The sequence below is a fragment of the Polynucleobacter sp. KF022 genome, from assembly GCF_027924105.1.
GTDB lineage: Bacteria > Pseudomonadota > Gammaproteobacteria > Burkholderiales > Burkholderiaceae > Polynucleobacter.
This window is the reverse complement of record NZ_AP026972.1, coordinates 637,096-663,646: the sequence shown is the minus strand read 5'-3', so window position 1 is coordinate 663,646 and position 26,551 is coordinate 637,096. Positions and strand designations below refer to the sequence as shown.

Below are 26,551 nucleotides of genomic sequence, written 5' to 3'. Positions count from 1 at the left end.
TCGTGCTGCACTTTAAGTTATCGCGCCTGCGCGAGGATATCCCCTCCTTACTAAAACTGGCTGGGCCACTACTGATTGGTCAGCTTGCAGTGATTGCATTTGGTGTCTTAGACACAGCCATGACAGCGCGCTACTCTGCCGATGACTTAGCTGCGCTCGCCATGGCTTCGGCCATATTTATTAGCATCTATGTTGGCTTAACTGGCGTCATTTCAGCTCTTGCGCCTATTGCTGGTCAGTTATTTGGCGCTAAACGTTTTTCAGAAATCGGCGAAGAAGTTCGTCAAGCCACTTGGCTTGCTGTAGGACTCACTATTTTTGGTTGTTTTATTTTGCTGAATTCCGATCATCTGCTAGCCATCTCACAAGTCGATGCGGCTATTGAAGATAAAGCAAAGCTCTACCTCAATATTCTAGCTATTGGTTTACCAGCAAGCATGGCTATGCGCGTATTAATGGCTCTTCATAATGCTGTATCGCGCCCTACTGTGATTACGGCGGTACAAATCATTGGCCTAGCCCTTAAATTACCACTCAACCTTCTCTTTATCTATGGAGGCTTAGGCATTGAGGGCATGGGCGGCCCAGGCTGCGCAGTGGCCACTGTGATTATTAATTGGTCATGGTTACTCATGACTTTGGGCTTTGTTTTATTTGATCGCTTTTATAAGCCTTTTAAGATCTTTGCACGCTTTAGCGCGCCCGACTGGCATCGTATTTGGGTTTTACTCAAGCTTGGGGCGCCCATTGGATTTAGCTATTTAATCGAGGTGACCTCTTTCACCTTTATGTCTCTGTTTATTGCGCGGCTAGGAACGACTGCATTAGCGGGGCATCAAATTGTGGCCAATATGGGAACTGTGATCTATATGGTGCCGTTATCCCTCTCAATTGCAACGATGACATTAGTATCCCAATCTATTGGCGCCAATAAACCAGAGCGCGCTGAGGAGATTGGCTGGTCTTCAGTATTTTTTACCACCGCACTTTGCATCAGCATCGGTATAGCAGTCTGGATATTGAGGGTTCAACTGCTAAACCTATACGATCCACCAGAAGCAGTGAAAGTTTTTGCTATTCCCCTCTTTCTATTCATTGCGTTTTATCAAGTCTTTGATGCATTGCAAATTACTGCGGCATTTATTCTGCGGGCTTACCGAATTGCCTTTTGGCCGATGGTCATCTACGCCGGCTCACTCTGGGGAGTAGGTCTAGGTGGCGGCTATCTGATGGGCTTTAACGTCTTAGGCAATACACCTGCCTTCTTACAGGGTGCCAATGGGTTCTGGGCTGGCAATAGTCTTAGCCTTGCTTTGGCTGCATGCTTTTTGCTCTACCTTTTTAGAAGAACGGCGGAGCGCTATGAGAAGTCGCATCCGCCGCTAGAGGTCTAAATGAAAGGTAATGCCTTGTGCTTTTCTGCTCTCTTACTTATAGACCTTCAGAGTAGAAGCATCATCATCTAAACGTCGTTTCAAGTTACGCTGTTGTCCTGCAGATCCAGGATTATTAGTAATGAAGTTCTGATCGGCCAAATGTTTACGGACATCCTCAGCTAAATCTAATGAAGCCAACTTCATTAACTTCGCCGTGCTTGGTTTGTAGCCAGTATCTCTGCCATCAATTTGAACATCCCTACCCTCGCCCGAAGCCACGAATGAAGCAACGATTTGGCTTGTCTTGGTGTCAACGATATTGAAGTCTACCGTCACTTCCAGTGTGAGCTGCTGAGAGGTCGACTTTGTTCCCGGGATATCTGCAACGTTATCTGTGGTTGATACTTCCGCTAAGACGCCATACAGCACATAGTCAGCATCACCAAAATCACCCGCCTTAATACGCTTCACAATATCGAAAAACTCATCGCCCTGGTTAGGTGCAGCCACAGTAGGCTTTGCTTGCACTACCTTATATCCAGACTTGATTAGTAAACCACGTATAGGATTTGCCAGGTAACGCAATTCGCCATATTCATTATTGCTTTGATAGCCTGACTTCTTCATGCTTTGGGTACTGGCATTTGAAGAATTACTACTTGATGGTGCAGCATCAACTACTGGTGTAGGTGGCACTGCTGTGCCAGGGCTAGTTGCCTTAGGATCAGACAAATCAGTGAACTTCACTGGAAACGCAGATGAATTTGCACCGCCAGTCAGAGCAGAAGCATTGGCTTTATCAGCATCTACCTCAATTGTCTTTGGTGCAATAGTTGAGGAGATGGTATTGCCTGTAGTTGTCCTAGTCTCTTCAATAAAGGTTAAATTCTTACCTTCTTTTCTGAAGTAGATATCCGTCACAGCAATAGACTTAGAATCCGCCTTCAGCGCCTCAGCACTAATCACAGGATTCTTGGGCGGATCAGCAGGTACTTGACCAACAATCGCAGACTCTGCTTTGGGAGCAGGTGGTTTAGTAGCGCAACCCGCCAAAAAGACTAGGCCGATACCCGCACAGGCTAACCAGTTTGTTTTACTTAGTGACATTCAATTACCTACCTTCATGTATGGCGTATTAGCGCGTTGCAGTCTTACGAATCTCTTTTTCATCAGCCCACTCCAGCAAGCCAGACTCATTATTGATGAGATTTAAATTAAAGACGTAGTAAACATCCTTAACATCCTTGGTGTTTTTGACAATAGAAGCAATGGATCCTTCAATGCGATATTGAGCGCCTTGCATATTGCCTGTTTTAGCGATTGTGCTGTTCTTGTAAAGTCCTGATTGATTTTGACGCTTGAGTTCATCGGTTTGATTTTGCATTTCAGAAACGCTCACAGCAAACCGTACTTGACCACTCTTCATTAATTGTGTGCGAATCTTATCGGTGATGACGCGCGTATCAATGTATTCAGAAGTCTTGTTCTTCACATCCGCCAAGGTCACAATTGGCGCGTCTTTACTTCCGGAGATGGCTTTAGATTGCAGCAAAGATCTTGTCATTGCCTCAGCAATGATCTGCAGATCGGTCGATCCGTAATTGGCATTGACTGTTTCAACTGCCTTGGCATCGCCATAGCGCACCTGGGGGCCTGAGCACGCTACTAGGGCTGCTGCTGCCAAAACGATGGCAGATAAATGGATAGTTTTGGTTTTCATAGTCATTTTCAATAAGTCCTAATATCTTCTGATGGCGTGTTTTATTTGTATTGGTTTAACTCAAAACGAAAGTCAGTAGCATCTGGGGTTGGAGCTATCCCCATAATGGTGGTCGACTGACCTTTGCCGACGGTTACAGGCTTCCACGGCTCTTCGTCAGTCACAGTCATACCGTTTTTACCAATCCACTTGAATCGATAAGAAACGAGGTTAGATTTACTCTCATTCAGAATAGTCACTTGCGCTGTCAATACACCATTACGCATCAAGCTTCTCATATCCGTAATTTGAATACTATCCGTATCCCCCATGCGCACAGTCATATCTTTCATGGATGGCGTTGAACTACACGCTGCTAATGCAAGCGCAGTTAAAAGAATCGAAAAGTATTTCTTCATCTGGGTCTTTCTTAATTAAAAAGCTGCTGAAAGCTATTTAGCAGATTGGGTGGCTCATATGGCTTTACACCTTCCATATTACTGCCTGCGGGTGCTGGATTGGGGGTTGATGCTGGTGCCGGGCTTGGTGTTGCGGGCTGGACATTGGGGGTAGGAGTAACCGCTTCTACGGGAACAGGTGATGACACTACCGGATTGGCCTCCTCAGGCTTTGGATCTTGAAAACTACCCCATAGTTTCTTGAGGCCGTCCAGGGCAGTACCCGATGATTGAGGTGCGGCTATCGCGGGTAAGGTGGTAGCTGGGGTTGCGGCTGGGGTTGTAGTGACACCGCTAGCGACGGGCATAGCGATTGGCGACTTCGAAGGAAGTGCGGCAGGATCATTAGAGGTTAGGACCGTAGCTTTGTTCCTAAACATACGGATATAGACGACGTTATAGCCACCTACCAAATTCACAGTCTGAGAAACGGTCATGCCAGATGGCAGAGTGTATTTAAGAACGGTTGGACCAATTGGCAAACCCATTCTCACCATATAAGTTTGCGCAGGTAAGGTTGACCAATGGCGCACATCGGTCACATTGACAGACTGCAGGGCATATCCTGTAATGAGTCCAGCGATAGCGCCAATCAGAGCGGCAGTACCACTATTTTGGTTATTTTGATTACGCTGATTTGCTGCTTGCTGCGCAGCACGATCGGCTGCAAATTGGGCTGCTAGAGAAACGAGTGCTCTTGAAGAGGCTCTTAAAACATAAGCAGGCATTTCATCACGCAAGTTCTTGCGTGCCATTGCATCAATATTCGCCACCAATTCTGGATTGGCCACCCTATCACCCAACTGAATGAGTGATGGCCTAAAACGCTCTGTAGACCTTTCAATTACTGGGAACGTTAATGTCACCAACCTTGAATTACCACCTACAGTAAAAGTCTGGCTAATTTGATAAGGAACAATTTTAGGCATGTAGCCTGTATCAATCACGATTAAGGTATCAGCAAAAGCTTTTTTACTAAGATTGGCAATATTAGAATCCAGCTTAGCAATACTGGTTTTAAAGAAATTCACTTGCGGACGAAGTTCTATTGCCAGGCGATATCCTGGCGCAGCTAGGCTAGCTTCTCCTTGTGACTCATGAATAAAGCCTGATAAGTAATAAGCTGCTGGGTTCTGATAAGAATTCTTAAGACTGCGGGTCTCATCATCATCCAATAAATTAATGGGGTAGCCACTGATATTTTCTATGCGACTCGTTGCCGCCTGGGTATTGGGGTTGGCTTGTTGATCACGCTCTACCTTAGAGACAGCGGCAACCTGACTTTGAATCAGCTCCTCAATAACCTTCTCACGCTGCGCCATTTTTTTGGCTTCTACCATGGCGTCATTCCAGCGACCTTGAGAAATATGATTCAAGGCTAAAGTCTGGCTCAAAAAACTCACCTCATAAGGCTTTGGATCATACTCACTACTAAAGCCTTCAGACAATACATAAGAGCTTGCCCCTGAAAAAGAGCGTCTGAGTTTATCGCTGGTAGTGACTTCCCAACGACTGACCAATTGATCAGCAGCTAATAAGTTTTCTGTGCTGCTCGGAATCTGTGAAGGACCTTGCAAGCGCTGTACTTCACCTATCTCCATGTAGTACAAAGTATTTTTATCTTTGAAAGCGCTTTGGATAACGGCAGCAGTGTTTTGTAGGTCCCCGTTCTTGAACGGCTCCTTGGATTCGTTCATCTTCAATTGCTGAGTTTGCGTAGCGCAACCTACCAGTAAAGCAACTGCTAGCACGATACCGAATTTAGAAAAGTCTAATGCTGAAAATTTGAACAAATTTAGGGGCTTATGAGTGGTAGATGAAATCAATCTGTAGTTTAAGACAACAAAGTCTTCATACCTTTAACGCCTGATAGCAGGCTGGAGCTGACACAAAAAAAGCTTATTAGTCCAATTTTGCGCCAGATTGCTGCACCACCCTGCTCCATTTAGCTACCTCAGCCACAATTAACCGAGAAAGGTCTTTTGGGCTGCCAGGCGCAGGATCCAGACCACCCGCCAAGAGGCGCGATTTGACCTCGGCATTACTCAGCGTTTGGCGCACCATTTGATTGAGTTGCTTTTGGATGGGGACTGGCAAATTGGCTGGTGCCATCAATGAAAACCAGGAGACCGCCTCAAAGCCCGTCAAACCCTGTTCAGCCAGGGTTGGGATTTCTGGGGCAGCATGAGATCGCTTAAGGGTGGTTACCCCTAAAGCCTGTACTTCTCCAGCCTTAATCAAGGTCAAAGAAGAAGAAAGGTTGTCAAACAACATGGAGATGCGACCACTTAACAAGTCCGGCAGAGATTGGGCACGGCCTTTGTAAGGAATGTGACGAATTTGTACGCCAGCCATCTCCTTAAATAATTCTCCAGACATATGCAGTGAAGTGCCCACGCCCGAAGAACCAAAAGTCAGTTGATCTGGCTTTGCTTTGGCTAACTCAATTAATTCATGAAGATTGCTGACGCCTAGCTTCTTATTCACAATCAGCACATTCGGCGTACTCGCCAAAAAGCTAATGGGCGTGAAATCCTTCACAGGATCAAAAGAGAGTTTCTCGTATAGGGCGCCATTGATTGCATGAATACCAACGGTTCCTATTAACAAGGTATAGCCATCCGGCTCACTCTTAGCAACTAGGTCAGCTCCAATGTTTCCGCCATAGCCTGGTTTGTTCTCGACAACAACTGGTATTCCTAAGCTTTGCTGCCAATTTTCAGCTAATACACGTGCCAAGATATCCGGTGCACCGCCAGGAGTAAAGGTAACAATAATCCGAATAGGCTGCTTTGGCCATGTAGCTTTGCCGGTTGATTTTGTTTGCGCATGAGCTGTCAGCGCCAGCAGTGATGCCATACAAATCAATACGAAGCTCTTGAAAATCTTAGAGAATGGCATGCTCAATCAATTCGAAACCAGACCAGATGGCCTGAGTTAGAAACCAAAGCGAGAGCGCAGCCACAGCCAGCCCTCATATTTCACGGGGTCATCAGCGCAAGGGCCAATACCGCACTCAAGTAAGGTTGAAACAAGATTACCGAACACCAGGAGAATAAACAGAATCACTAATGTATTGGCGAACCAAGAGCGCGAGCGCACATCACGATTGGGTAACATTAACAATACCGCTAAGCCTAGCAATAAACCTGTGTAGCCAACATAAGCCCAGGTATAAAAATGTAATTCTAAAAAGGTTTTACCAAAACCTTTATCACCTGGAAGAATATGCAAAAACACTTGGCGCAATGAAACCATCATGCCTACTAGGCCGCCAATAATGCCCCAACCGTAATGTGCAGAATGTGCGCCGCAACGAATATTTAAGACCAATGCAAAACCAATGATCACAAATCCAATACGTTGCATTAAACATAACGGGCAAGGCAACTCACCAAAATAGAGTTGATCTACAAATGCATAGGCCAGCATGCCAACAACAGCGAGCAATGCAAGTTGATTTCCTAGAGCCGCTAAAGAAGGGAAAGAATGTCTGCTCACAATAAATTACAGACTAATGTTGAGATGGCTAGTGGCATGAAAGCGGAACCAAACCATCAGTATTCCAACAGTAATTGCTAAAACTACTACAGCAGCAAGTCGCTTCTCAAACCAGACCAAGATGAGTCCGATAAAAGCTGTCAGAAAAGGAAGGAACATATACATAAGGGAATTCTAGCGCAGGAGACTATAGATAAGGGTAAAAACACGATTACAGGGCTTATGAAATGGTCATTTATGGCAATGAGGTGCAAGCTTTTGTTTAGAATGCCTTCATGACTCTACGCTCTACCCCGCCCTGCATAGATTTAGATATCCACGACAACATTGCACGCGTTACTTTTAATAATCCTGCCGCTCGTAACGCTCTAACTTGGCCAATGTATGAAGAGCTTAAGCAGATTTGTGATTCGTTGGCAAAAAATTCCGACATTCGAGTAGTGATATTCAGAGGCGCAGGAGATAAAGCATTTGTTTCTGGAAGCGATATTCAACAGTTTGTTGATCTCAAAGAAAATGAGGCGTATGAAGTTGCTGTTGATCATATCTTTGCCTCTTTGCAGCAACTGCCCATGCCCACCATTGCAATCATTGAAGGTTTAGCAGTGGGTAGCGGCCTATTGATGGCTACCGCTTGCGACTTTCGCATCTCCACACCCGAAGCACGTTTTGGCATACCGGTAGCTAAGACTTTGGGAAATTGTTTATCGCCGAGCAATCTCTCTTGGATTGCAGCCCATCTTGGAGTGCCTACAGTAAAAAAGATGCTCCTGACTGCAGAATTAATTAAAGCGCCAGAGTTATTAGGGACTGGCTATATCTATCAATTAGCTGAAGCAAGCGAAATTGATGCAGCAGCAAACACACTCGCAGAAAAATTATCCACTCTGGCGCCCATTACACAAAAAGCTAGCAAGCTCACCATGGCACGCCTTCTCCAGAGTAATTTGCCTGATTGCACAGATCTCATGCGTGAGACCTATAACAGCAAAGACTTTAGGGAAGGAGTGAACGCCTTCCTAGAAGGACGTCCACCAAAATGGATAGGCAAATAAGGCCTATCTTTTGTAATTAAATAATCTTTGTCTTTAAATTCGGTAAGCCCGCAACACTACCCTCAAGCACGTCACCTTTTTTGACCGGACCAACACCTGCTGGTGTTCCAGAGAAAATCAAATCTCCTGGCTCTAAGGTAAACAAAGTGGAAAGATAGGCAATAGTGTCAGGCACATTCCAAATGAGTTGATTCAGATCACCTTCTTGGCGAACCTCACCATTCACCAACAGTTTGACCAAGCCCTTAGACGGATGACCGCACTGACTAGCCGGCGTGATTTCTCCACATGGCGCAGATTGATCAAATGCTTTGCCTGTATCCCATGGACGCCCCATCTTCTTAGCTTCACCTTGCAGATCACGTCTGGTCATATCTAGACCAACCCCATAACCATAGACGTGCTCAAGGGCTTTATCTGCAGCAATATTCGCGCCACCCTTACCAATGGCTACAACCATTTCAATTTCGTGATGGACATCATTTGAAAGATTGGGATAAGCCATATTCTCGCCATCAGTCACAATCGAGTTGGCCGGCTTCATAAAAAAGAATGGTGGCTCACGATCGGGATCATGCCCCATCTCACGTGCGTGATCAGCATAGTTACGGCCGACGCAATAAATGCGATTGACTGCAAAGCGACGGGTGTCTCCAGTTACCGGCAAAGACACTACTGCTGGGGGGTCAATCACAAATGCTGAGCACATAAAAACCTTTCTAAGAATTTTGATAAGCGTGTGTTTTATTTCTGATGCGGAGAAGTATGGCGTAATTTTAATAACAAGATACTAAGAGCCAGCGCAAAGGTCAATGCATTTGCCATGATGAGAGGCCACTTCTCAATAATCAGGCCGTAGATCAGCCACAAGCCCACCCCAGCAGTAAATAAGGAATACATCCCTAGTGAAATACCTGATAGGTCCTTAGTGCGCCATGAGCGGATTGCTTGAGGCAAGAAGGCGATGGTGGTTAAGAATGCAGCGCAATAACCAATAATCTCTATTTGATGGGGATCTAAGGTCATTTAGGTATTGTAATGAGAGAAATTTACAAATCCTTGACGCAGCGCATAAATTGAATTTGTGTTCATAATAGAAAATCGTAACTTAAACCACTACTAAAAATTCAAAATGAGACAACACATTATTAAGGGCCTAGGCCTACTTCTTTGCAGCAGCCTAATCAGCAGCCCGCTACTCGCACAAACGAATAGTGCCGCAATCAAAAATTATCCTGAAAAGCCTATTAAGCTGGTTATTCCCTATCCACCAGGAGGCGCCACCGACGTCATCGGTCGCATCATGGCACAGGAGCTATCCAAATCCCTCAATCAACAAGTTGTGCCAGACAATCGTGCTGGTGATAGCGGCAATATTGGCGCAGATATGGTGGCTAAGTCACCAGCAGATGGCTACACCCTGTTAATGGGGGCCCTCACCTCTCACTCTATCAATGCAAATTTAGATAAAGACAAAATCAAATACAACCTGGAAAAAGATTTCACTCCAGTTGACGTGGTGGGAGTGGTTCCACTTGTATTTGTCGTAAACCCTTCAGTTCCGGTAAAGAATATGAAAGAGTTTATTGCTTACGCTAAAGCCAACCCAGGCAAACTTACATTTGCCTCATCCGGTGCTGGCGCCCCTCAACGACTTGCAATGGAAATGTTTCGCAACCAGCTTGGCTTAGATTTATTGCATGTGCCTTACAAGGGTAGCGGCCCCGCTATGACTGACTTGGTTGGCGGACAAGTATTAACGATGGCTGAGACCGTCCCAGCAGCATTGCAATTTATTCAGTCTGGCCAACTAAGAGCCTTGGCGGTAACCACATCCAAACGGATTAGCCAATTACCAGATGTGCCAACAGTTACCGAAGCTACTGGCTTACCCAACTTCGATGTAGTGAGTATGTTCGGAATTTTGGCGCCAGCAGGAACACCTAAACCCATCATCGATAAACTGAGTGAAGATATTAAAGTGATCCTGCAACGCCCAGAAGTTCAAGAGCGTATGTTGGCTGCTGGCGTTTATGTGAATTACCTATCGCCTGCTGACTCTGCTAAACGCATTCAAAGAGAATTAGCAATGTGGGCCAAAGTAGTTAAGGACGCTAACATTAAAGCCGATTAAAACCTTTGAATATTCCAACGCTTGTTGCTACAAGCGTTGGATCACAATCAATTCTTTTTTTGGCCAGCTTTACGAGCTTCTAATTCTTTATTGATAGCTGCAAGCATTTTGGCATCTGGTGTTTTCCAGTTGCCGCCAGAATTGTTGACCATATAGACCAAGGCATCGGAGAAGCCCTCAATACTAAGATTGGGATTGCCACCTTTTGGAGGCATAGCTCTCACACCAAAATAAGCGTGAGCAGTCAGGGTTGCCTGACCTTCCGCAATCAAGGGAGCCCATTTAGCCTTATCGCCAAACTTAGGTGCATTAAGCACTCCTGATCCATGACAGCTAGCACAAACTTGTTTATAGGTATTTTCGCCAGATTGAGCCAAAGCCAAATTAGAGGTGGAAAGACCCAGCAGGCAGGACAATAAAAAGAAAACTGGTTTGGATCGCATTTGAGCACTCTCTTAAGTGATGAATGCTTAAGAGGTTATCTGAATTTCAGAAACCTTGCTTTGATCCCAATCAAGCTAGGCCAAGAGCGCTAGCTATTTGATAGGTAATAAAAGCGGCAATATAGGCCAACCCAAACAGGTAGCTCAGCATAATGACCGGGATCTTCCAGCCGCCAGTCTCGCGCTTTACTGCCGCAATGGTTGATAAACACTGAGGTGCAAAGACAAACCAAGCCAACAAAGAAAGTGCTGTAGCTAAAGACCAGCCACTAGAAATTAAAGGAATTAGCGCATCCGCTGCATCTGCGCTGGAACTAGATAAGGCATACACCGTCGCAAGAGAGCTCACGACAACCTCGCGAGCTGCCATGCCCGGCACTAATGCAATGCTAATTTGCCAGTTAAAGCCAATTGGTGAGAAAACATGAGCCAAGGCTTGGCCTAGCATTCCGGCAAAACTATATTGAATAGGCGAACCTGTTGCACCCTCTGGTGGAAATGGAAAGCTAGACAAGACCCAAAGACCAATTGTCATTAATAAAATAATTCCACCAACTCGGCGCAAGAATATTTCTGCGCGTTGCCATAAGCTAATCGCCAAATTGCTTAAGCGTGGCATGTGATAGCTTGGCAACTCCATCATCAGCGCATTCATCTTGAATTGCTCGCTCGTAAAGCGCTTCAGAATCCAAGCTACAGCCATCGCCCCCAAGATCCCAGCAAGATAGAGTAAGAATAAAACTAAGCCTTGAAGATCAATACCGGCCCAGAGTTTTTGTTCTGGAATAAAAGCAGAGATGAGCAAGGCATACACAGGAAGACGTGCTGAGCACGTCATCATCGGCGCAATCAGGATGGTCACCATACGATCACGCGAATTAGAGATACTCCTAGTCGCCATGATTCCAGGGATTGCACAAGCAAAACTGGATAGCAATGGGATAAAAGATCTGCCAGAGAGACCAACTGATCCCATCACCCTATCCAAGAGATACGCTGCTCTCGGAAGGTATCCAGACTCTTCAAGCAACAGGATGAAGAAGAACAAAATCAGAATTTGCGGCAAGAAGATTACAACACCACCAAGACCCGCCAAGATTCCGTTGATCAATAAGCTACGTATCCATCCATTAGGCAGCCATTCTGCAATCTGACCACCAAGATACTCAACCGAATCCTTAATAAGTTCCATGGGCACTGTTGCCCAACTAAAGACTGCCTGAAAAATACAAAACAGCAAGACCACCAAAATAACGGGGCCCAGAACTGGATGAAGCAATACAGCATCTAGGCGATCACTTAACTGGTCCGGGATGATGCGATCTAGCTTTAGGTTTTGCAAAATCTTTTGCACTTGCACATTATCTGATTCTGTATGCGCAATATGGGAGGCTACATTTTCTAATGTGGCATCGCTTGTTCCACTGCGAAGACTATTTAAGTTTCGCCAATCTAAATCAGACAGAAACCGTTTAATCTCATCAGCACCATTAGATTGAATACCGATGCTGGTGAGCACAGGCAAACCCAATTCATTCGAAAGAGCGGCTGTATCAATTTGCAAGCCCTGACGTTTGGCAATATCCAGCATATTGAGTACCACTACACATGGCAGACCCAGGCGCTTTGCGGCCAGTACCAAACGCAAATTGCGACGCAGATTAATGGCACTCAAAACGCAGATCACCAAATCAGGGCGCTTCTCACCTTCTGCCCTACCAAGCAATACATTACAAGTGACTCGCTCATCAAGAGATCTTGGATATAAGCTATATGCGCCAGGTAAATCCAATATACGAATATTTTTTTCGGAGTCTAGTGTTAGACGTCCTTCTTTGCGTTCAACAGTGACACCAGAATAATTGGCGACTTTTTGACGGCTGCCAGTCAATAAATTGAATAGCGCTGTTTTGCCGCAATTGGGATTGCCCAATAGCGCTACGAGTGGCTCGCTTGGAAAAAAATGGACTTTGGATTCAGGCATGCTGCAAAGATTCAACCAAAATCATGCGCGCCTCTGATTGGCGTAAAGCGAAAGTGGAAGCGCCTACACGAACCATATACGGGCCCTTGCCTAGCAAACCCTTACGCAATACTGTGACTTGTTCACCCGGTAAAAAGCCAATATCTTCCAACTGCCCCTTAATTTGAGGAGCTCCTTTTGGCACATCCACTTGAGTGACGCGATAAAGACTGCCTAAGTCAACTTGGTCTAAATTCATTAAATATGCTTTTTAGCTTATGTGAGGCCCATTATAGCGACAAATGAGAATGAATATCATTCGTTTAAAGTGCCAACCCTTTAGCAATAATGCCCCTTTTAAAGCTCTTAAGGCTTGACCCAAAGCAAATGGGAGGGCCTTAATACGCTCTTGAGCAACTAAGGCGTGCTGTAGCCGTATCTTTGCAATATGGCTTGAGCTTGAGGACCCTGCATAAAGCGGTATAAATCAACCGCCTCTTGGGGTGCGCCCTTCATCAACACCATACGTTGCTTAATGGGGTCATACAACCTTGCATCCACCAAGAAATAACGCGTTTGCTTTAAGAGCTCCGGTGACTTAGCCAATGAAAGCGCAGTAAAACCAATGTCAGCAGCACCGCTAGCGACATACGTAGTAGCCGCACCAATATTGTCAGCATAAACAAGCTTATCTTTTGCGAGATCCCATAGGCTCTCAGCTTTTAAATACTGAACTGCTGCCCTGCCATAAGGTGCCAGCTCAGGCTTTGCAATAGCAACCTTATTGGCTTTGCTAATCGCCTTTGCAATTTCCGTCCTGCTAGTTAGCGATTGAGTGCCGGATGATGTTTTGCTAATGATGGCCAATTTACCAATCGCATAAACCGAACCTTCATCTGTGGCTTTACCATTTTTATATAACTCAAGCGGAAACTGCTCATCAGCTGCAATGAATAAATTGAAAGGTGCTCCATTCAGAATTTGCGCAGCAAAGTTGCCAGATGAACCGTAAACTACCCTCATCTCAGGCTTACCTGCAGACCTAAATGCAGCGGCGATCTCAGTAAAGGCATCCTTCATATTGGCTGCTACTGCAATAGTGGCAACCTGTGCGAATACGCTACCGGTAAAGGCGAAAAATACTGCGAGGAAGATAAAGATCCGCTTGATCATGTCGAATCCATTCTAGTGGATTCATTGGTCTTTAGAAAACTATAGCCAATCCTGAATTTGCCGATTGAGACTGACGGCCTTGTATCCCGGCGTTTCTCCAGAAGCGCTCCGAATTTTGCGAATCAGCTTAGAGGATGCAGATTGCGTAGCCATCTCCTGATGCATTGCTATAAAGAAAATTTCATCTTTGATGGGTACAAAACTCAGGCCATTTTCTAAAGCAATATTCTTAACCCCCAAACCCACATCAGCCTTTCCGGCCAGGATGGCATTGGCAACTGCTGAGTGAGTAAACTCCTCATGAAGATATCCATTGATGTCTGAGGGCTCAATTCCCTCCTCCATCAATAAGTTATCAAGCAATAATCGGGTACCGGAGCCGATTTGACGATTAATAAAGCGTACTTTTTTACCCATGAGATCTTCAATCGCACGAATACGAAGCGGGTTTCCTTTTTTTACTATCAACCCTTGGGTACGCTTCATGACGGGATAGATTTCAATATTATTTTTTGATAGACGCTGATAAATAGCCTTTGAGCTAGTGGGATCGGAAACGTGATAGCCAGCAATATGCGCCTCTTTATTCAGAAGTCTCTCCAAAGATTCTCCTGAGCCTGCAATTTTGAGTTCAACCCCCTGAATTTCTCCAGCCGCCTTTTGAATGACTGAATCACTGCTGGAGAAAAATTTCCAGCGCACACTTTCTGACTTTTGTATTTTCTTAATTTCTTTTAATAATCTATCGTGATACTGGGCATCATGCTTTAAGTGCTCAGCCTGCATATCTTCAATAAACTGAATTAAGAAAGTTCCAAATTCAGTCAACTCGGAACCATGGCCCTTGGTCCGAATAATCAGTGGCATACCTAATTCAGCTTCAACTTGATTCAGCTTGCCCCACGCCCCCCTATAGGAAGTGCCTGATTTTTTACTAGCAACTACCAAGGAGCTTCCCTGCCCGATGTCTTTCAGCAGCTGAGCGAGCCAAATCAGATCGACAGAAGCCCTTCCATCAACCTTGGTATTCACAATTAACGTGGGACGGACTTCAATTTTCATATGTAATTTTTTGCATATTCATTAAGTATTAATGTATGCGATGATATCCCTTTAATCAACCCTTTCGAGTGAAAATATGAAAAAAATATTTCGGAGACTATTCCTTTCCACCCTCGTAGCTTTAGCAATTCCTGCGTCACAGGTTTATGCCCAGGAGAAAAGCATTGTGGTTTCCTCCACAACTTCAACTGAGCAATCAGGTCTTTTCAATTACATGCTGCCCATCTTTAAGATGAAAACTGGCATCGAAGTAAAAGTAGTAGCCGTGGGAACTGGTCAGGCCCTAGATATTGGTCGACGTGGAGATGCAGATGTGGTGTTTGTTCACGACAAACCTGCTGAAGAAAAGTTTATTGATGAGGGCTTTTCAACAAAACGATATGAAGTGATGTACAACGACTTTGTTCTCATTGGACCTAAGTCAGACCCAGCGAAAATTGCTGGCGGCAAAGACATTCAAGTAGCACTTCAAAAAATTGCTGCTGCACAAGCTCCATTTGTATCTCGCGCAGATAAGAGTGGCACCCATGCAGCTGAACTGCGTTATTGGAAAGGCGCTGGCGTTACTATCCCACCAAGTCAGGCTTGGTATAAAGAAACTGGATCAGGCATGGGCCCTGCCCTGAACACTGCCTCCGCAATGAATGGCTACATCTTGGCTGACCGCGGAACTTGGCTCAGCTTTAAGAATCGTGGTGATCTCACCATTCTGGTTCAAGGTGATCCAAAGCTATTCAATCAATATGGCGTGATGTTGGTAAACCCAGCTAAATACCCTAATGTGAAAAAGGTACAAGGTCAGGAGTTTATTGATTGGCTCATCTCCAAGAATGGGCAAGACGTGATTGCTAGCTACAAGATTGATGGCGAGCAGTTGTTCTTCCCTAATGCTAAGTAAATTTACAACAGTACAACTTAGGAGAAATCATGGAACTGAAAGTCAAACTTAGCGCTCGCAACACCCTCAACGGGAAAGTAGTTGAGCTCAAAATGGGTCAAACCACTTCTCACGTTAAGCTAGATATTGGTGGCGGACATATTGTGACGGCCTCCATTACTAATGAAGCAGTTGACGAACTTAACCTCAAGGTTGGAGATCAAGCCTGGGCAGTGATTAAAGCCTCTGATGTGATGATTGCCAAAAGCGCGTAAATCAAGACCTATTTTAGGTAACAAAAAAGCCCGCATTAGCGGGCTTTTTCTTACTGGCGTACCGCCCAGTTAATTCAATAACGTCAAGTCTTTATTTCTTTGGTGTTACAAAACCAATCGCTGTGTCGTCAACAAACTCAACCATCACATCATCACCAGCCTTAAACTTCTCAAGACCGAGAACTGATGGATCTACTTTTACTTTTTGCTTCTCGCCGTTAGGCATTGTGAAAGTAACAATACGTGTCTTTTGATCGATTGTTGAAATCTTGACAGTTGCATAGATGGTATCTGTAGTTTCTTCAAATGGCTTAGCAGAACCTTTGCCAGCTACTACTACAGAGCGAACACCAGAAACGCCTGGCTTTTGATCTTTCCCAGCAGCTGTTAATCCAACAGCTACCGCTTGAGCATGCTCAACCAAGAATACATCGCCCTTTTTAACCTTGTCTAAATCATTAATCGATTTAGAAACGTTCATTTGCGCCAAATTACCGTTTGCATCTTTCAATACAACGATACGTTTCTTAACGTCTACAGAATCAACAGTTGCGCTCAAAACGACAACTTCAGCTGCTAATGGCAACATTTTTGCAGGTGTTTGTGCAAAAACTGAAGCAGCACAAGTAATACCAACTGCAGCAAACAAACCAGTCAATAAAGATTTCTTCAAGATAACTCCTAAATGAGTAAAAGGTTTTAGAGGGGCTCAATACAGAGCCACAATTCATTGTAACCATGGATTGGGGCGTTTTTAGTGCGGGCGCGAACTATCCTTTCAACATTGCTTCTTTGGTAAATTGATGAGGAAATCAATATAAAGGCATCAGGAATCTTGGAAATACTGCTCAAATCGTGGAAAGGGGCTGAAGAAGACGCCTTTTTGGTGCGCCAGGAAGTTTTTATCCGGGAGCAAGGGGTTCCAGCCGAACTCGAATTAGACGAATTTGACCCAACCGCGGTCCATGCCATAGCCCATCAAGATGCACAGTGCGTTGGCACCGGAAGGCTGGTGGATTTAGGCAATGGCAAGGCCCAAATAGGACGCATGGCGGTCTTAGCCAAATTCAGAGGAAAAGGTGTTGGAAAGCAGATCCTGCAAAAGCTAGTGGAGCTAGCTGCCTCGCAGGGAGCACAGGAGATCATCCTGCACTCACAAGTAGATGCAATCCCTTTTTATGAAAAACTGGGCTTTACAGCAGAGGGGGCTAGCTACGATGAGGCTGGCATTCCTCATCGTAATATGATTCTTACATTAGCAAATTCAACTCAATAAGCGATGACTACGAATACCACTCCAACCCCGCCAAACTTTATCTACGTCCATCGAGTTTGCTATTCCGATACAGATGCGGCTGGTTTTGTATATCACGGACGCTACCTTGAGATTTTTGAGCGCAGTCGCGCAGAGTGGCTCTCCCAGCGTGGCTTGACCCCTACCAAACTTGCCAATGAATTCTCTATGGTGATGCCCCTACGTGAGCTCACCATGAACTTCTATAAGCCAGGGCGTCTAGATGACTTGCTTTACATAGACCAAGTGATCGAACATCGTGGCCGAACACAAGTCACCGTTAAACAGACTGCACAAAGAAAACTTCCTGACAGCGAGGAGTTTCAAGTGATTGCGAGCGCTGTACTACATATCGTCTGTGTTGATACCAATACACTAAAGCCTAAGGCATGGCCTGAGTGCGTATTCCAGGATGAGTAATGCATTCAATGGAGCAAAAGATGTCTGATGGAAAACTACTGACCTTTGTAAAAGAACTGAGCCTTCTACTTGAGCAAAAGCCAAGCGAGGACGCCATCTTTACTAAAGGGAAAAAATTACTCGAAAATCTCATTGCCAAAGATGATTGGCTTCCTGAAGAATTTACCAAGCCGCATCCACAGTATTACCAGCAATATCTTTTGTATGCAGACCCATTAGAGCGCTTCTCGGTAGTGAGCTTTGTATGGGGTCCAGGACAAAAAACTCCCGTTCACAATCACACTGTCTGGGGGATGGTTGGCCAACTGCGTGGTGAAGAAAAGGGCACCCCCTACTATCTCCAGGCAGATGGTGGATTCCAACCAGGCGATGCTTGCATCAGCCCGCCAGGACATGTGGATACCGTCTCACCCAATACACACGATATTCATGTTGTGGAAAACAATATGAGTGATCAGACTTCAATCAGCATTCATGTCTATGGTGGCAACATTGGACGGATTCATCGTTCTGTATTTGACCCAGCCACTGGCGCAGAAAAATCTTTTGTCTCCGGCTACGCTAATACCACTGTGCCAAACCTCTGGAACCCTGCTTAATCGAACAATTGTCTAGCTTTAGGGCTGATGACTTAAAATAGCTACTCTTACTGCAAACGCACTTGCGTGGCAGCTCACCCCATTGACCGGGATAGTCGATTTTTTAAATACGTTGAATACGGGTCAATACTTTATTGGTCCCTATGTTATTTACAGATCTCGGTTTATCAGAACCCATTCTTCGCGCTATCGCTGAAGAAGGCTATACCAGCCCCACCCCCATTCAAGCTAAATCAATCCCTGCCGTTTTAAAAGGCGGCGATCTCTTGGCTGCAGCACAAACTGGTACAGGTAAAACTGCTGGCTTTACTCTACCAATTCTGCAGCGCTTAACTTCAGCCAAAGCGACTTCTGGCAAGCGCTTATTGCGCGTTTTAATTCTGACACCTACCCGCGAATTAGCAGCGCAAGTCCAAGAATCTGTCGTGACGTATGGTAAATACACTGGCTTAAAGTCCACAGTCATTTTTGGCGGTGTTGGCGCCAATCCTCAAATTAAAGCGATTGCTGGCGGCCTCGATATTTTGGTTGCGACACCAGGACGCTTATTAGATTTAATGTCACAAAATTGCGTATCTCTTAAAGATATTGAAATTTTAGTTCTCGATGAAGCGGATCGCATGCTCGATATGGGCTTCTTGCGCGACATCAAGAAAATATTGGCTGCACTTCCAAAGCAACGCCAAAATCTTCTCTTCTCCGCAACCTTCTCTACCGAAATTAAAGCGCTGGCTGATGGATTGCTAAATGCACCGGAGTTAATTGAGGTAGCTCGCAGCAATAGCACCAACGAGGCAATCGCCCAACTCATACATCCAGTAGATAGAACCAAGAAGCATCCATTATTAGCCCATCTCATTAAGAGCAACGACTGGCAGCAAGTGCTGGTCTTTACTCGCACCAAGCATGGCGCTAATAAATTAGTGACTCAGCTGGAGAAAGATGGCATCACTAGCATGGCGATTCATGGCAACAAGAGTCAATCTGCCCGAACTAAAGCATTGGCTGACTTCAAGGCGGGTAAGTTAACTGCCTTAGTTGCTACCGATATTGCAGCACGTGGAATTGATATTGACCAACTTCCGCACGTAGTGAACTACGACTTACCGAATGTCTCCGAAGACTATGTACATCGTATTGGGCGTACTGGTCGCGCTGGATCCAATGGCGTAGCTGTATCTTTAGTGTGTGTTGACGAGCACCAGATGCTGAGAGATATTGAAAAACTGATTAAGCAAAAACTACCGCAGGAAGTGATTGCAGGTTTTGAGCCAGATCCGAATGCAGTGGCGCAACCCATTCAGCTGCGTAGTCAACAACATCAGCAATCCAGAAAGCCAAGACCTGCTGGTGCCGGTGGCGCCCCAGCTAAAAAGACTCCGGCCAAGCGCGGCAGCCCACCTAAAAGAAGCTTTAACCGTTAATTTCACCTACGTTTAGAATATTTAGCATGAGCCAAAACGCAGAAACTTTACCGAACGAACCACGTCTCACCTCCCTCTCGCACGGCGGGGGTTGTGGTTGCAAGATTGCCCCTGGAGTTCTTTCTGAGATTCTGAAGAATGTTCCGCAGCTACCCTTTCCAAAAGAGTTACTCATTGGAATTGAAACATCTGATGATGCCGCGGTTTATCAAATTAATGAGTCGCAAGCCATCGTTGCGACTACCGATTTTTTCATGCCGATCGTAGATGATCCATTTGATTTCGGAAAAATTGCTGCTACCAATGCAATTAGCGATATCTACGCAATGGGTGGCACCCCCTTGTTTGCGCTTGCCTTAGTTGGCATGCCGATTAAGGTCTTGTCCAATAAAACCATTGCACGCATCTTAGAAGGTGGGGCTGAAGCGTGTCGTAGCGCCGGCATTCCCATTGCCGGTGGACATACGATCGACTCTGTTGAACCTATTTATGGTTTAGTGGCTATTGGTATTGTTGATCCAAAGCGCGTTAAGAGCAATGCCAGCGCTAAACCAGGTGATGTACTCATTCTAGGAAAGCCTCTTGGCGTTGGAATACTGTCTGCCGCTCTCAAAAAAGATCTATTAGGTCCAGATGGCTATCGAGAGATGATCTCCAACACCACTAAACTCAATTCTGCAGGGCCTGATTTAGCTAAGTTAGTCGGTGTTCATGCTTTAACTGATGTCACTGGATTTGGCTTAGCTGGCCACACCTTAGAGTTAGCACGTGGCTCTAACTGCACAGCACATATCGACTGGAGTCAGGTACCGCTACTCTCTAATGTACAGACACTAGCCGATGAAGGTGTGATTACTGGTGCCTCCGATAGAAACTGGCTTAGCTATGGCAATGAAGTCGGCATCCCAGCAGACTTCACGCCAGCACAACGCGCTTTATTAACGGACCCACAAACGAGTGGTGGGTTGTTGGTTTCTTGCAGCCCTGAGAGCGTTAAAGAAGTGTTGGATATTTTTAATCAACATCATTTCTTGGGTGCCCGCGTCATCGGTCAAATGAGCAAGCGCCAAGACAAGCCGTTAGTTATTTCTTGAGATTAAATACGCTTGAGAAATCAAGCTGACCATTTCCTGCTTTGCTATGAATTTCATAAAGTTGCTGCGCTAACTTTCCAAGCGGCACACTCGCATCGAGATTCTCTGCGTTTTCAACTGCCAAGCCCAAATCCTTGAGCATCAGATCTACCCCAAAACCACCGGCATAGTCTTTTGAAGACGGCACGTTTTCCATAACTCCTGGACAAGGGTTATAAAGTTCCAACGCCCAATTGCGTCCCGAGCTTTTTGTCATGATGTCAGACAGCACCTTGGGATCAAGGCCATTCGCAATTCCCAAGCGCAGTGCTTCACTCGTTCCGAGCATCTGAATACCCAAAAGCATGTTGTTGCAAACCTTTACAGTCTGTCCTGCACCATTCGCCCCAGCATGAAAAATATTCTTGCCCATCTTTTCCAGCACTGGACGTGCGCACTCTACAGCCCCAGCATCACCGCCAACCATAAATGTTAAGGTGCCAGCTTGCGCACCAGCAGTACCACCAGAAACAGGTGCATCAATCATGACAAAACTTTTTGCCTGAGCCGCAGCAGCAACAGCTTGCGCTACCTTGGGTGAAATAGTTGAACAATCAATCAACAAGGTTTTAGGATTGGCGTTTGCCAACAAACCTGCGTCGCCAAGATACAAACCCTCTACGTGACGTGAGGCGGGCAGCATGCTAATCAATACATCCGCATCTTTTGCCGTATCGTTGGCATTAGCCGCAACGATACCCCCAGCAGCAGCGAGGCCACCCAGCTGACTCTTTACCAAATCAAAGCCAGTTACCTGATGACCTGCTTTTAATAAGTTAAGGGCCATTGGTAAGCCCATATTGCCAAGTCCAATAAATCCGATTTTCATAATGCTCCTAGTTTTATTGTTTTCTTGAGGCTAAGTATTTCACACCCTCAGGTCCATATGATTCTGCATGAAGCTGCTTAAATTCCAGATGAAAAATTTCTCCAGCCTTGTAATTCTTACTTAGACCATCAATCACGATGGTGATATCGCCTTCGACAACAAAAGCCATCACCTCAAATGGATGCTCATGAATGCCAAGCTGACCATTAGACACTTGCTGAACCTCTACTGGCTCAGGAAAACCCTCCCGAAGTAGTAGCTGTAAAAATTCCTCTGAATTCATGCCTCAACTATAGCGTGGATATACTCACCTGGCGTCGAGCAATTTTCATGGGGAGTCATGATGGTAAAAGTGATTGGATTGATTGAATTAAGGGATGAGGGAGCTTTTGAGCAATACCGCTCCCAAGTAGGTCAGACCGTAGAGCTATATAAAGGTTCGATCAAAAATCGGGGCTCCATTGCCGATGTATTTTGGAATGAACTTGCTTGTGCGCCATTCAGCACATTCGTGGAACTAGAATTTCCCAGCGAGCAGGATGCTAAGACGTGGGCCAATAGCCCTGAGTACCAATCGCTTGTGCCTATTCGTAGCAAGGCAATGAAACTGACTTTATTTAGCATTGGAATCTAAGCTTGCTAAATCGCCTCTGAAATTTAGGCGCTAGAAATAAAAAAGCCTAGCTCGCAAGCTAGGCTCGTCAATCAGTGTGGGATGTGAATTACTTCTTCGCTTCCATCGCCTCTTTAGCAGCTGTGATTTCTTTACGACGCTCTTTGCAAGCACCGGCGATTTCTTGCAATGCCTTACGGGCACGTGCAGCAGACGCCTTAATACCTTTTTCAATGAATTTTTCGTTTTCAGCTTTATATGTTTCAAAAGCAGCCAACAATGTATCGTGTTGTGACATCTCGTCTCCTATTAACAAATGAATATTCTTACTGACAGCGAAATCAGTATATCCCCATAAAAACCACGGAAAATCACCCCCCAAATCAGGGATAACTCTTATATTGATGGCTTCAGCCAAAATAGGTTAATTAATAAAAAATAACTCGGAGACAGACAAAATGATCAGAAATATCTTTCTATTGGTTTTTGGCGCCCTCATTGGGCTCTCAGCCAATGCACAAACCACCTCCTGGCCCAATCCCAGCAAGCCAATCACCTTTATTAACCCCTTCCCGCCAGGCGGGGCTGTAGACGCCTTTGGGCGCCCGCTTGCCAAGCAGCTGTCCACTCAATTAAATGATTCCATCGTGGTCGATAACCGGGGCGGTGCAGGTGGCACGGTTGGTGCTGCAGCTGCAGCAAAAATGGCACCGGATGGTTATACCTGGCTTCTTGGTGCAGTGCATCATTCCATTGCGCCAAGTATGTACACCAACCTCTCTTATGACATCACCAAGGATTTTGAGCCAATCGCGATCATTGGTAGCGTTCCTCACGTCATCGTTGTGAACCCTACTAAGTTTCCGAAGAACGATCTGAAATCCATCATGGAAGAGATTCGTAAATATCCGGGCAAATATAACTACGCATCTACAGGTAACGGTACCTCACAGCATTTAACGGGTGAGCTCTTTAAGATGCAGAATAAATTGTTCATTACGCATATTCCTTACCGCGGTACAGGGCCAGCCCTTCAAGACCTCGTTGCAGGACAAGTCGATATGATGTTTGACACACTAGCTGGCGCTGCACCTTTCATCAAGAATGGACAACTCATTGCAGTTGCAGTGGCAACCTCCAAACGGGTAGATGCGTTTCCAAACGTACCAACCGCTCAAGAATTGGGTATCTCCAATTTCATCGTGTCTAGTTGGTACGCCATGTGGGCTATCAAAGGTACGCCTAAGGAAATCGTTGAAAAGATGAGTGCAGAAGTACAGGTAGCACTTGCTTCACCTGAAATTAAAGAACGCTGGGCAAGTATGGGAGCTACCGTTCCCAAGATGACACGCCCTGAGCTTGCCGCCTATATCAATCAAGAAATTACTCGCTGGGGTGAAGTAGTTAAAAAGTCCGGCGCTAAATTAGACTAAAAAAATAATACAAATTTATCAATAGACAGCATGACCATTCAGACCAAAAACCATTCCTATGTTCGCAACAAGCTTCTCAATAAAGAAGAGATTGCATTCTTAGATGTGCGTGAAGAAGATCCTCACGCACAAGAGCATCCTCTTTTTGCTGCAAACTTACCGCTTTCCAGAATTGAGATTGATGCATACGCCAAGCTGCCAAATAAAAATGTTCCCGTCGTCACCTTAGATGACGGCGAAGGTTTTGCCCGGCTTGCAGCACAGCGCTTAGTAAATTTAGGATTTACAGATGTTTCCGTATTTGAAGGAGGCGTCAAGGGCTGGAAGGCAGCAGGTGGCGAAGTATTTAAGGATGTCAATGTTCCTAGCAAGTCTTTTGGTGAGTTTGTAGAAGCAAAACGTCACACACCCTCTTTGTCTGCGCAAGAGGTAAAGCAATTGATTGATAGCAATGCAGATGTTGTAGTTGTGGACGTTCGTCGCTTTGATGAATACAACACCATGAGTATTCCAACTGGCATTAGCGTTCCTGGTGCAGAACTGGTTCTCCGTCTTCCAGAGTTAGCCCCTAACCCTAAAACTAAAGTGATCGTCAACTGCGCAGGCAGAACTCGCAGCATCATTGGCACACAATCACTCATTAATGCTGGCATCCCTAATGAAGTAAATGCCCTACGCAATGGCACGATTGGCTGGACTCTGGCTGGACAAGAGCTGGATAAAGGTCAAAGTAGAAAATTTCACGAGGTGAACGACGATACCAAGAATGAAGCAGCGATTCGTGCTCGCAGCGTTGCCGATAGAGCGGGAGTCAAGCGCGCCAGCCTTACCGATGTCCAGACTTGGAAAATGCAATCTGATCGCACCACTTATTTCTTCGATACGCGCACACCTGAAGAATATGAGGCAGGTCACCTTCCTGGATTTCGCTCAGTTCCAGGTGGACAGCTCGTACAAGAGACGGAAATGGTTGCCCCAGTTCGTGGTGCCCGTGTGGTCCTAGTAGACCCCAGTGGCGGTGGAGTGCGTGCCAATATGCCAGCCTCTTGGTTGGCGCAAATGGCCTGGGATGTCTATGTGCTAGATGAAGTCCATACCTCCAGCCTCACAGAAAAAGGTTCATGGCAGGCGCCTTTACCAGGTCTCCCAAAAATAGAAAGCGTAGACGCAGTCACCGTTTCTAATTGGCTTAAGAATGACAGCAATACGATTGCTATTGATTTCAGCACTCATGCTAATTACGTTAAAGGGCATATCCCAGGAAGTTGGTATGCCCTGCGCTCTGAACTTGCTGAGGCGATGAAAAAAATTCCTCAAGCAGATCGCTATGTCATCACTAGTTCACCAAGTGAGCTAAGCCTTTTTGCTACCCAAGAATTGCAAGCCCTCACCGATGCAGAGGTGCTTGTTTTAGAGGGTGGTAATGCAACTTGGACGAAGGCAGGATTGGAGCTTGAGAAGGGCCCAAGTCATTTGGCCTCACCTCCACTGGATCGCTACAAACGCCCCTATGAAGGTACGAACGTAGACCCATCTGCAATGCAAGCTTATCTGGACTGGGAGTTTGGCTTAGTAGAGCAGCTAGGCAAAGATGGAACTCACCACTTCTGGGTTCTATAAGTCTTGATAGCCATCCCTCAATCGTTTTCGCTTTTTCGACTACTAGCCTACGTCTCTATTTTTTTAGGGTTGTGTGCGTGCGAACGAGATACCTATACTAGTTGGAACTGCAACTCTGCAACTGAGACCAAAATTCCTATGGTGCTCAGAAAAGCGCAAATGGAATTACAGGGGGATAAATTCGACTATTGCGGCAGCCTGGGAAATCAAAGCTACTTTGATCAGAAATGTCCTGCCCAGATCAATCTATCCAGCATTACATTTACCCCCTCCTCTGGATTGCTTATCAAAAAAGACCAGGAGCTGCAGTGCGCAGCCTTATAAATATCGACATACTGATTAATCGATGAATCGCCTCAGCCCCAAGAAATTACTCCTCACTAAATGGACGGCCGTAAATCCGATTGCCAAACAAAAGCATTTTTTAGTGAGCAAAGTCATTCTTCCTGAGCCGCCAAGCGACAAGATTGAGTTTGTCGAAATTGAGGCGGTCTATTCCAAGAAAACGACGCTGATTGCATGGCGAGACCTCACCAATAGTGAGTTATGGCTGCAGGGATGGCAATAAAAAACCGCCCTAAAGATGAGGCGGTTCTTGTAATACGTTACCAGAGGCAATGATGAATCGGACTACTTTTTGCCCCCAGATTTTTTGACCAAGTCATCGATATTCTTTTCAGCAGCATCCGCTACTTGATTTACGATACGACGACCTTCTTTAAACATCTTCTGTCCGGTTGTGGACATTTCATTTACAACCTTAGATAGCTTATCAGCGTGACTTGGCAGTTTATTTTCAGCGTCCTCTAGCCAATTGACCAGTGAGCTGCGAACTTTCTCAAGATGCTTTTCAGTTTCATCAGCCGCACTCTCACCGATATCCTTGAGAACAGATTTCACTTTCTTTTGATAAACCGCAGCACGCTTAGCAGCTTCTTTTGCCGCCTCTTCTTGTAGTACTTTTAATTTTTCTAAATCATTTTTTGCGGCTGACTTAGCGCTATCGAGAGCATTTTTCATGCCCCACTCCATTTCAGCAATATGATGCTCACTTAACTGTTTAGCAGCATCTAACAGTTTGTGAGAGTAATCAAACAATTCCTTGGCTTTTTCTTGTTGCCACTTTTGCAGGTCTTTTGCATCCATTTTGTCGCTCCTATAAATAAGGGT

The 26,551-nt window shown here is 45.4% G+C and carries 33 protein-coding genes; 14 read left to right on the top strand and 19 right to left on the bottom strand.

The annotated features are described in order from the left end of the window. Positions 1–2: 2 nt before the first annotated feature. The gene (locus tag PKF022_RS03525) at positions 3–1,394 is read left to right on the top strand and encodes an MATE family efflux transporter (protein ID WP_281777241.1); all 1,392 of its coding nucleotides are present in this window, start codon (positions 3–5) and stop codon (positions 1,392–1,394) included. Between the two features lie 33 nt (positions 1,395–1,427). On the opposite strand, the gene PKF022_RS03520 is transcribed toward PKF022_RS03525, so the two are convergent. The 7 genes from PKF022_RS03520 to PKF022_RS03490 all read right to left on the bottom strand — a co-directional run bounded on the left by PKF022_RS03520 (position 1,428) and on the right by PKF022_RS03490 (position 7,199). Further along, a complete protein-coding gene (locus tag PKF022_RS03520; protein WP_281777240.1) occupies positions 1,428–2,483 on the bottom strand; it encodes a hypothetical protein in 1,056 nt (351 codons plus the stop codon). A gap of 28 nt (positions 2,484–2,511) precedes the next feature. After that, a complete protein-coding gene (lpoB, locus tag PKF022_RS03515) occupies positions 2,512–3,102 on the bottom strand; it encodes a penicillin-binding protein activator LpoB (protein ID WP_216231587.1) in 591 nt (196 codons plus the stop codon). Between the two features lie 35 nt (positions 3,103–3,137). Further along, positions 3,138–3,494: a YcfL family protein gene (locus PKF022_RS03510; protein ID WP_216231586.1), complete on the bottom strand. Its 357-nt coding sequence runs from the start codon at positions 3,492–3,494 to the stop codon at positions 3,138–3,140. 11 nt (positions 3,495–3,505) lie between these two features. Continuing rightward, positions 3,506–5,326 (bottom strand): hypothetical protein, encoded by a 1,821-nt coding sequence (locus tag PKF022_RS03505; RefSeq protein WP_281777239.1) that lies wholly within the window; start codon positions 5,324–5,326, stop codon positions 3,506–3,508. A gap of 109 nt (positions 5,327–5,435) precedes the next feature. Further along, positions 5,436–6,434, bottom strand: a complete 999-nt coding sequence (locus PKF022_RS03500; protein WP_281777238.1) for a tripartite tricarboxylate transporter substrate binding protein — start codon at positions 6,432–6,434, stop codon at positions 5,436–5,438. Between the two features lie 36 nt (positions 6,435–6,470). Continuing rightward, positions 6,471–7,034 (bottom strand): disulfide bond formation protein B, encoded by a 564-nt coding sequence (locus PKF022_RS03495; RefSeq protein WP_281777237.1) that lies wholly within the window; start codon positions 7,032–7,034, stop codon positions 6,471–6,473. 6 nt (positions 7,035–7,040) lie between these two features. Continuing rightward, a complete protein-coding gene (locus tag PKF022_RS03490; RefSeq protein ID WP_216231583.1) occupies positions 7,041–7,199 on the bottom strand; it encodes a DUF5993 family protein in 159 nt (52 codons plus the stop codon). A gap of 110 nt (positions 7,200–7,309) precedes the next feature. Between PKF022_RS03490 and PKF022_RS03485 the strand changes: the two genes are divergently transcribed. Beyond that, a complete protein-coding gene (locus PKF022_RS03485; RefSeq protein ID WP_281777236.1) occupies positions 7,310–8,089 on the top strand; it encodes an enoyl-CoA hydratase/isomerase family protein in 780 nt (259 codons plus the stop codon). Positions 8,090–8,105: 16 nt separating this feature from the next. On the opposite strand, the gene PKF022_RS03480 is transcribed toward PKF022_RS03485, so the two are convergent. Both PKF022_RS03480 and PKF022_RS03475 read right to left on the bottom strand, forming a co-directional pair. Further along, entirely contained in the window at positions 8,106–8,798 is a 693-nt protein-coding gene (locus PKF022_RS03480) for a fumarylacetoacetate hydrolase family protein (protein WP_281777235.1), read from the bottom strand. A gap of 35 nt (positions 8,799–8,833) precedes the next feature. After that, positions 8,834–9,115, bottom strand: coding sequence for a SemiSWEET transporter (locus PKF022_RS03475; RefSeq protein ID WP_281777234.1), 282 nt, complete (start codon positions 9,113–9,115; stop codon positions 8,834–8,836). Positions 9,116–9,221: 106 nt separating this feature from the next. Here PKF022_RS03475 and PKF022_RS03470 point away from each other — a divergent pair, with 106 nt between their 5' ends. Continuing rightward, positions 9,222–10,223 (top strand): tripartite tricarboxylate transporter substrate binding protein, encoded by a 1,002-nt coding sequence (locus PKF022_RS03470; protein ID WP_281777233.1) that lies wholly within the window; start codon positions 9,222–9,224, stop codon positions 10,221–10,223. Between the two features lie 47 nt (positions 10,224–10,270). Here the strand turns inward: PKF022_RS03470 and PKF022_RS03465 are convergent, their stop codons facing one another. The 5 genes from PKF022_RS03465 to PKF022_RS03445 all read right to left on the bottom strand — a co-directional run bounded on the left by PKF022_RS03465 (position 10,271) and on the right by PKF022_RS03445 (position 14,864). After that, a complete protein-coding gene (locus tag PKF022_RS03465; RefSeq protein WP_281777232.1) occupies positions 10,271–10,666 on the bottom strand; it encodes a c-type cytochrome in 396 nt (131 codons plus the stop codon). 70 nt (positions 10,667–10,736) lie between these two features. Further along, positions 10,737–12,650 carry a ferrous iron transporter B gene (locus PKF022_RS03460; protein ID WP_281777231.1) on the bottom strand — a complete coding sequence of 638 codons (1,914 nt, stop codon included), beginning with the start codon at positions 12,648–12,650 and terminating at the stop codon, positions 10,737–10,739. Continuing rightward, positions 12,643–12,888, bottom strand: a complete 246-nt coding sequence (locus PKF022_RS03455; RefSeq protein ID WP_216231577.1) for a FeoA family protein — start codon at positions 12,886–12,888, stop codon at positions 12,643–12,645. The genes PKF022_RS03460 and PKF022_RS03455 overlap by 8 nt, the downstream gene beginning before the upstream one ends. A 158-nt stretch (positions 12,889–13,046) precedes the next feature. Next, positions 13,047–13,802, bottom strand: coding sequence for a molybdate ABC transporter substrate-binding protein (gene modA / locus PKF022_RS03450; RefSeq protein ID WP_281777230.1), 756 nt, complete (start codon positions 13,800–13,802; stop codon positions 13,047–13,049). A 39-nt stretch (positions 13,803–13,841) separates the two neighbouring features. Next, complete coding sequence (locus tag PKF022_RS03445) at positions 13,842–14,864, bottom strand: substrate-binding domain-containing protein (protein ID WP_281777229.1); 1,023 nt, start codon at positions 14,862–14,864, stop codon at positions 13,842–13,844. 76 nt (positions 14,865–14,940) lie between these two features. On the opposite strand from PKF022_RS03445, the gene PKF022_RS03440 reads away from it, so the two are divergent. Together PKF022_RS03440 and PKF022_RS03435 are read left to right on the top strand one after the other, a co-directional pair. Beyond that, complete coding sequence (locus tag PKF022_RS03440) at positions 14,941–15,762, top strand: substrate-binding domain-containing protein (protein ID WP_281777228.1); 822 nt, start codon at positions 14,941–14,943, stop codon at positions 15,760–15,762. 29 nt (positions 15,763–15,791) lie between these two features. Further along, complete coding sequence (locus tag PKF022_RS03435; protein WP_215348965.1) at positions 15,792–16,016, top strand: molybdopterin-binding protein; 225 nt, start codon at positions 15,792–15,794, stop codon at positions 16,014–16,016. Between the two features lie 91 nt (positions 16,017–16,107). On the opposite strand, the gene PKF022_RS03430 is transcribed toward PKF022_RS03435, so the two are convergent. Then, positions 16,108–16,689 (bottom strand): hypothetical protein, encoded by a 582-nt coding sequence (locus PKF022_RS03430; protein WP_281777227.1) that lies wholly within the window; start codon positions 16,687–16,689, stop codon positions 16,108–16,110. A 162-nt stretch (positions 16,690–16,851) separates the two neighbouring features. On the opposite strand from PKF022_RS03430, the gene PKF022_RS03425 reads away from it, so the two are divergent. The 5 genes from PKF022_RS03425 (at position 16,852) to selD (ending at position 20,847) form a co-directional block, all read left to right on the top strand. Next, positions 16,852–17,292 (top strand): GNAT family N-acetyltransferase, encoded by a 441-nt coding sequence (locus tag PKF022_RS03425; protein ID WP_281777226.1) that lies wholly within the window; start codon positions 16,852–16,854, stop codon positions 17,290–17,292. A 3-nt stretch (positions 17,293–17,295) separates the two neighbouring features. Then, positions 17,296–17,730, top strand: a complete 435-nt coding sequence (locus PKF022_RS03420; protein WP_281777225.1) for a YbgC/FadM family acyl-CoA thioesterase — start codon at positions 17,296–17,298, stop codon at positions 17,728–17,730. Between the two features lie 20 nt (positions 17,731–17,750). After that, complete coding sequence (locus PKF022_RS03415; RefSeq protein ID WP_281777224.1) at positions 17,751–18,329, top strand: hypothetical protein; 579 nt, start codon at positions 17,751–17,753, stop codon at positions 18,327–18,329. Positions 18,330–18,472: 143 nt separating this feature from the next. After that, complete coding sequence (locus PKF022_RS03410) at positions 18,473–19,753, top strand: DEAD/DEAH box helicase (protein ID WP_281777223.1); 1,281 nt, start codon at positions 18,473–18,475, stop codon at positions 19,751–19,753. A 26-nt stretch (positions 19,754–19,779) separates the two neighbouring features. Then, on the top strand, positions 19,780–20,847 hold the full coding sequence (selD, locus tag PKF022_RS03405; protein ID WP_281777222.1) for a selenide, water dikinase SelD: 1,068 nt from the start codon (positions 19,780–19,782) through the stop codon (positions 20,845–20,847). On the opposite strand, the gene mmsB is transcribed toward selD, so the two are convergent. After that, positions 20,837–21,718, bottom strand: coding sequence for a 3-hydroxyisobutyrate dehydrogenase (gene mmsB, locus PKF022_RS03400; protein WP_281777461.1), 882 nt, complete (start codon positions 21,716–21,718; stop codon positions 20,837–20,839). The genes selD and mmsB overlap by 11 nt on opposite strands. A 10-nt stretch (positions 21,719–21,728) precedes the next feature. After that, entirely contained in the window at positions 21,729–21,998 is a 270-nt protein-coding gene (locus PKF022_RS03395; protein WP_281777221.1) for a cupin, read from the bottom strand. 57 nt (positions 21,999–22,055) lie between these two features. Here PKF022_RS03395 and PKF022_RS03390 point away from each other — a divergent pair, with 57 nt between their 5' ends. Next, a complete protein-coding gene (locus PKF022_RS03390; RefSeq protein WP_281777220.1) occupies positions 22,056–22,349 on the top strand; it encodes a DUF1330 domain-containing protein in 294 nt (97 codons plus the stop codon). Between the two features lie 88 nt (positions 22,350–22,437). On the opposite strand, the gene PKF022_RS03385 is transcribed toward PKF022_RS03390, so the two are convergent. Beyond that, the gene (locus PKF022_RS03385) at positions 22,438–22,626 is read right to left on the bottom strand and encodes a hypothetical protein (protein ID WP_028819023.1); all 189 of its coding nucleotides are present in this window, start codon (positions 22,624–22,626) and stop codon (positions 22,438–22,440) included. Positions 22,627–22,786: 160 nt separating this feature from the next. Between PKF022_RS03385 and PKF022_RS03380 the strand changes: the two genes are divergently transcribed. From PKF022_RS03380 to PKF022_RS03370, 3 genes are all read left to right on the top strand, one after another. Further along, complete coding sequence (locus PKF022_RS03380) at positions 22,787–23,761, top strand: tripartite tricarboxylate transporter substrate binding protein (protein ID WP_216231568.1); 975 nt, start codon at positions 22,787–22,789, stop codon at positions 23,759–23,761. Between the two features lie 30 nt (positions 23,762–23,791). Further along, positions 23,792–25,381, top strand: a complete 1,590-nt coding sequence (locus PKF022_RS03375; RefSeq protein ID WP_281777219.1) for a rhodanese homology domain-containing protein — start codon at positions 23,792–23,794, stop codon at positions 25,379–25,381. A 346-nt stretch (positions 25,382–25,727) separates the two neighbouring features. Further along, positions 25,728–25,949, top strand: a complete 222-nt coding sequence (locus tag PKF022_RS03370; RefSeq protein ID WP_281777218.1) for a TIGR02450 family Trp-rich protein — start codon at positions 25,728–25,730, stop codon at positions 25,947–25,949. Between the two features lie 62 nt (positions 25,950–26,011). Here PKF022_RS03370 and PKF022_RS03365 read toward each other — a convergent pair whose 3' ends face one another. Continuing rightward, positions 26,012–26,527 (bottom strand): hypothetical protein, encoded by a 516-nt coding sequence (locus PKF022_RS03365; RefSeq protein ID WP_281777217.1) that lies wholly within the window; start codon positions 26,525–26,527, stop codon positions 26,012–26,014. Positions 26,528–26,551: the final 24 nt, after the last annotated feature.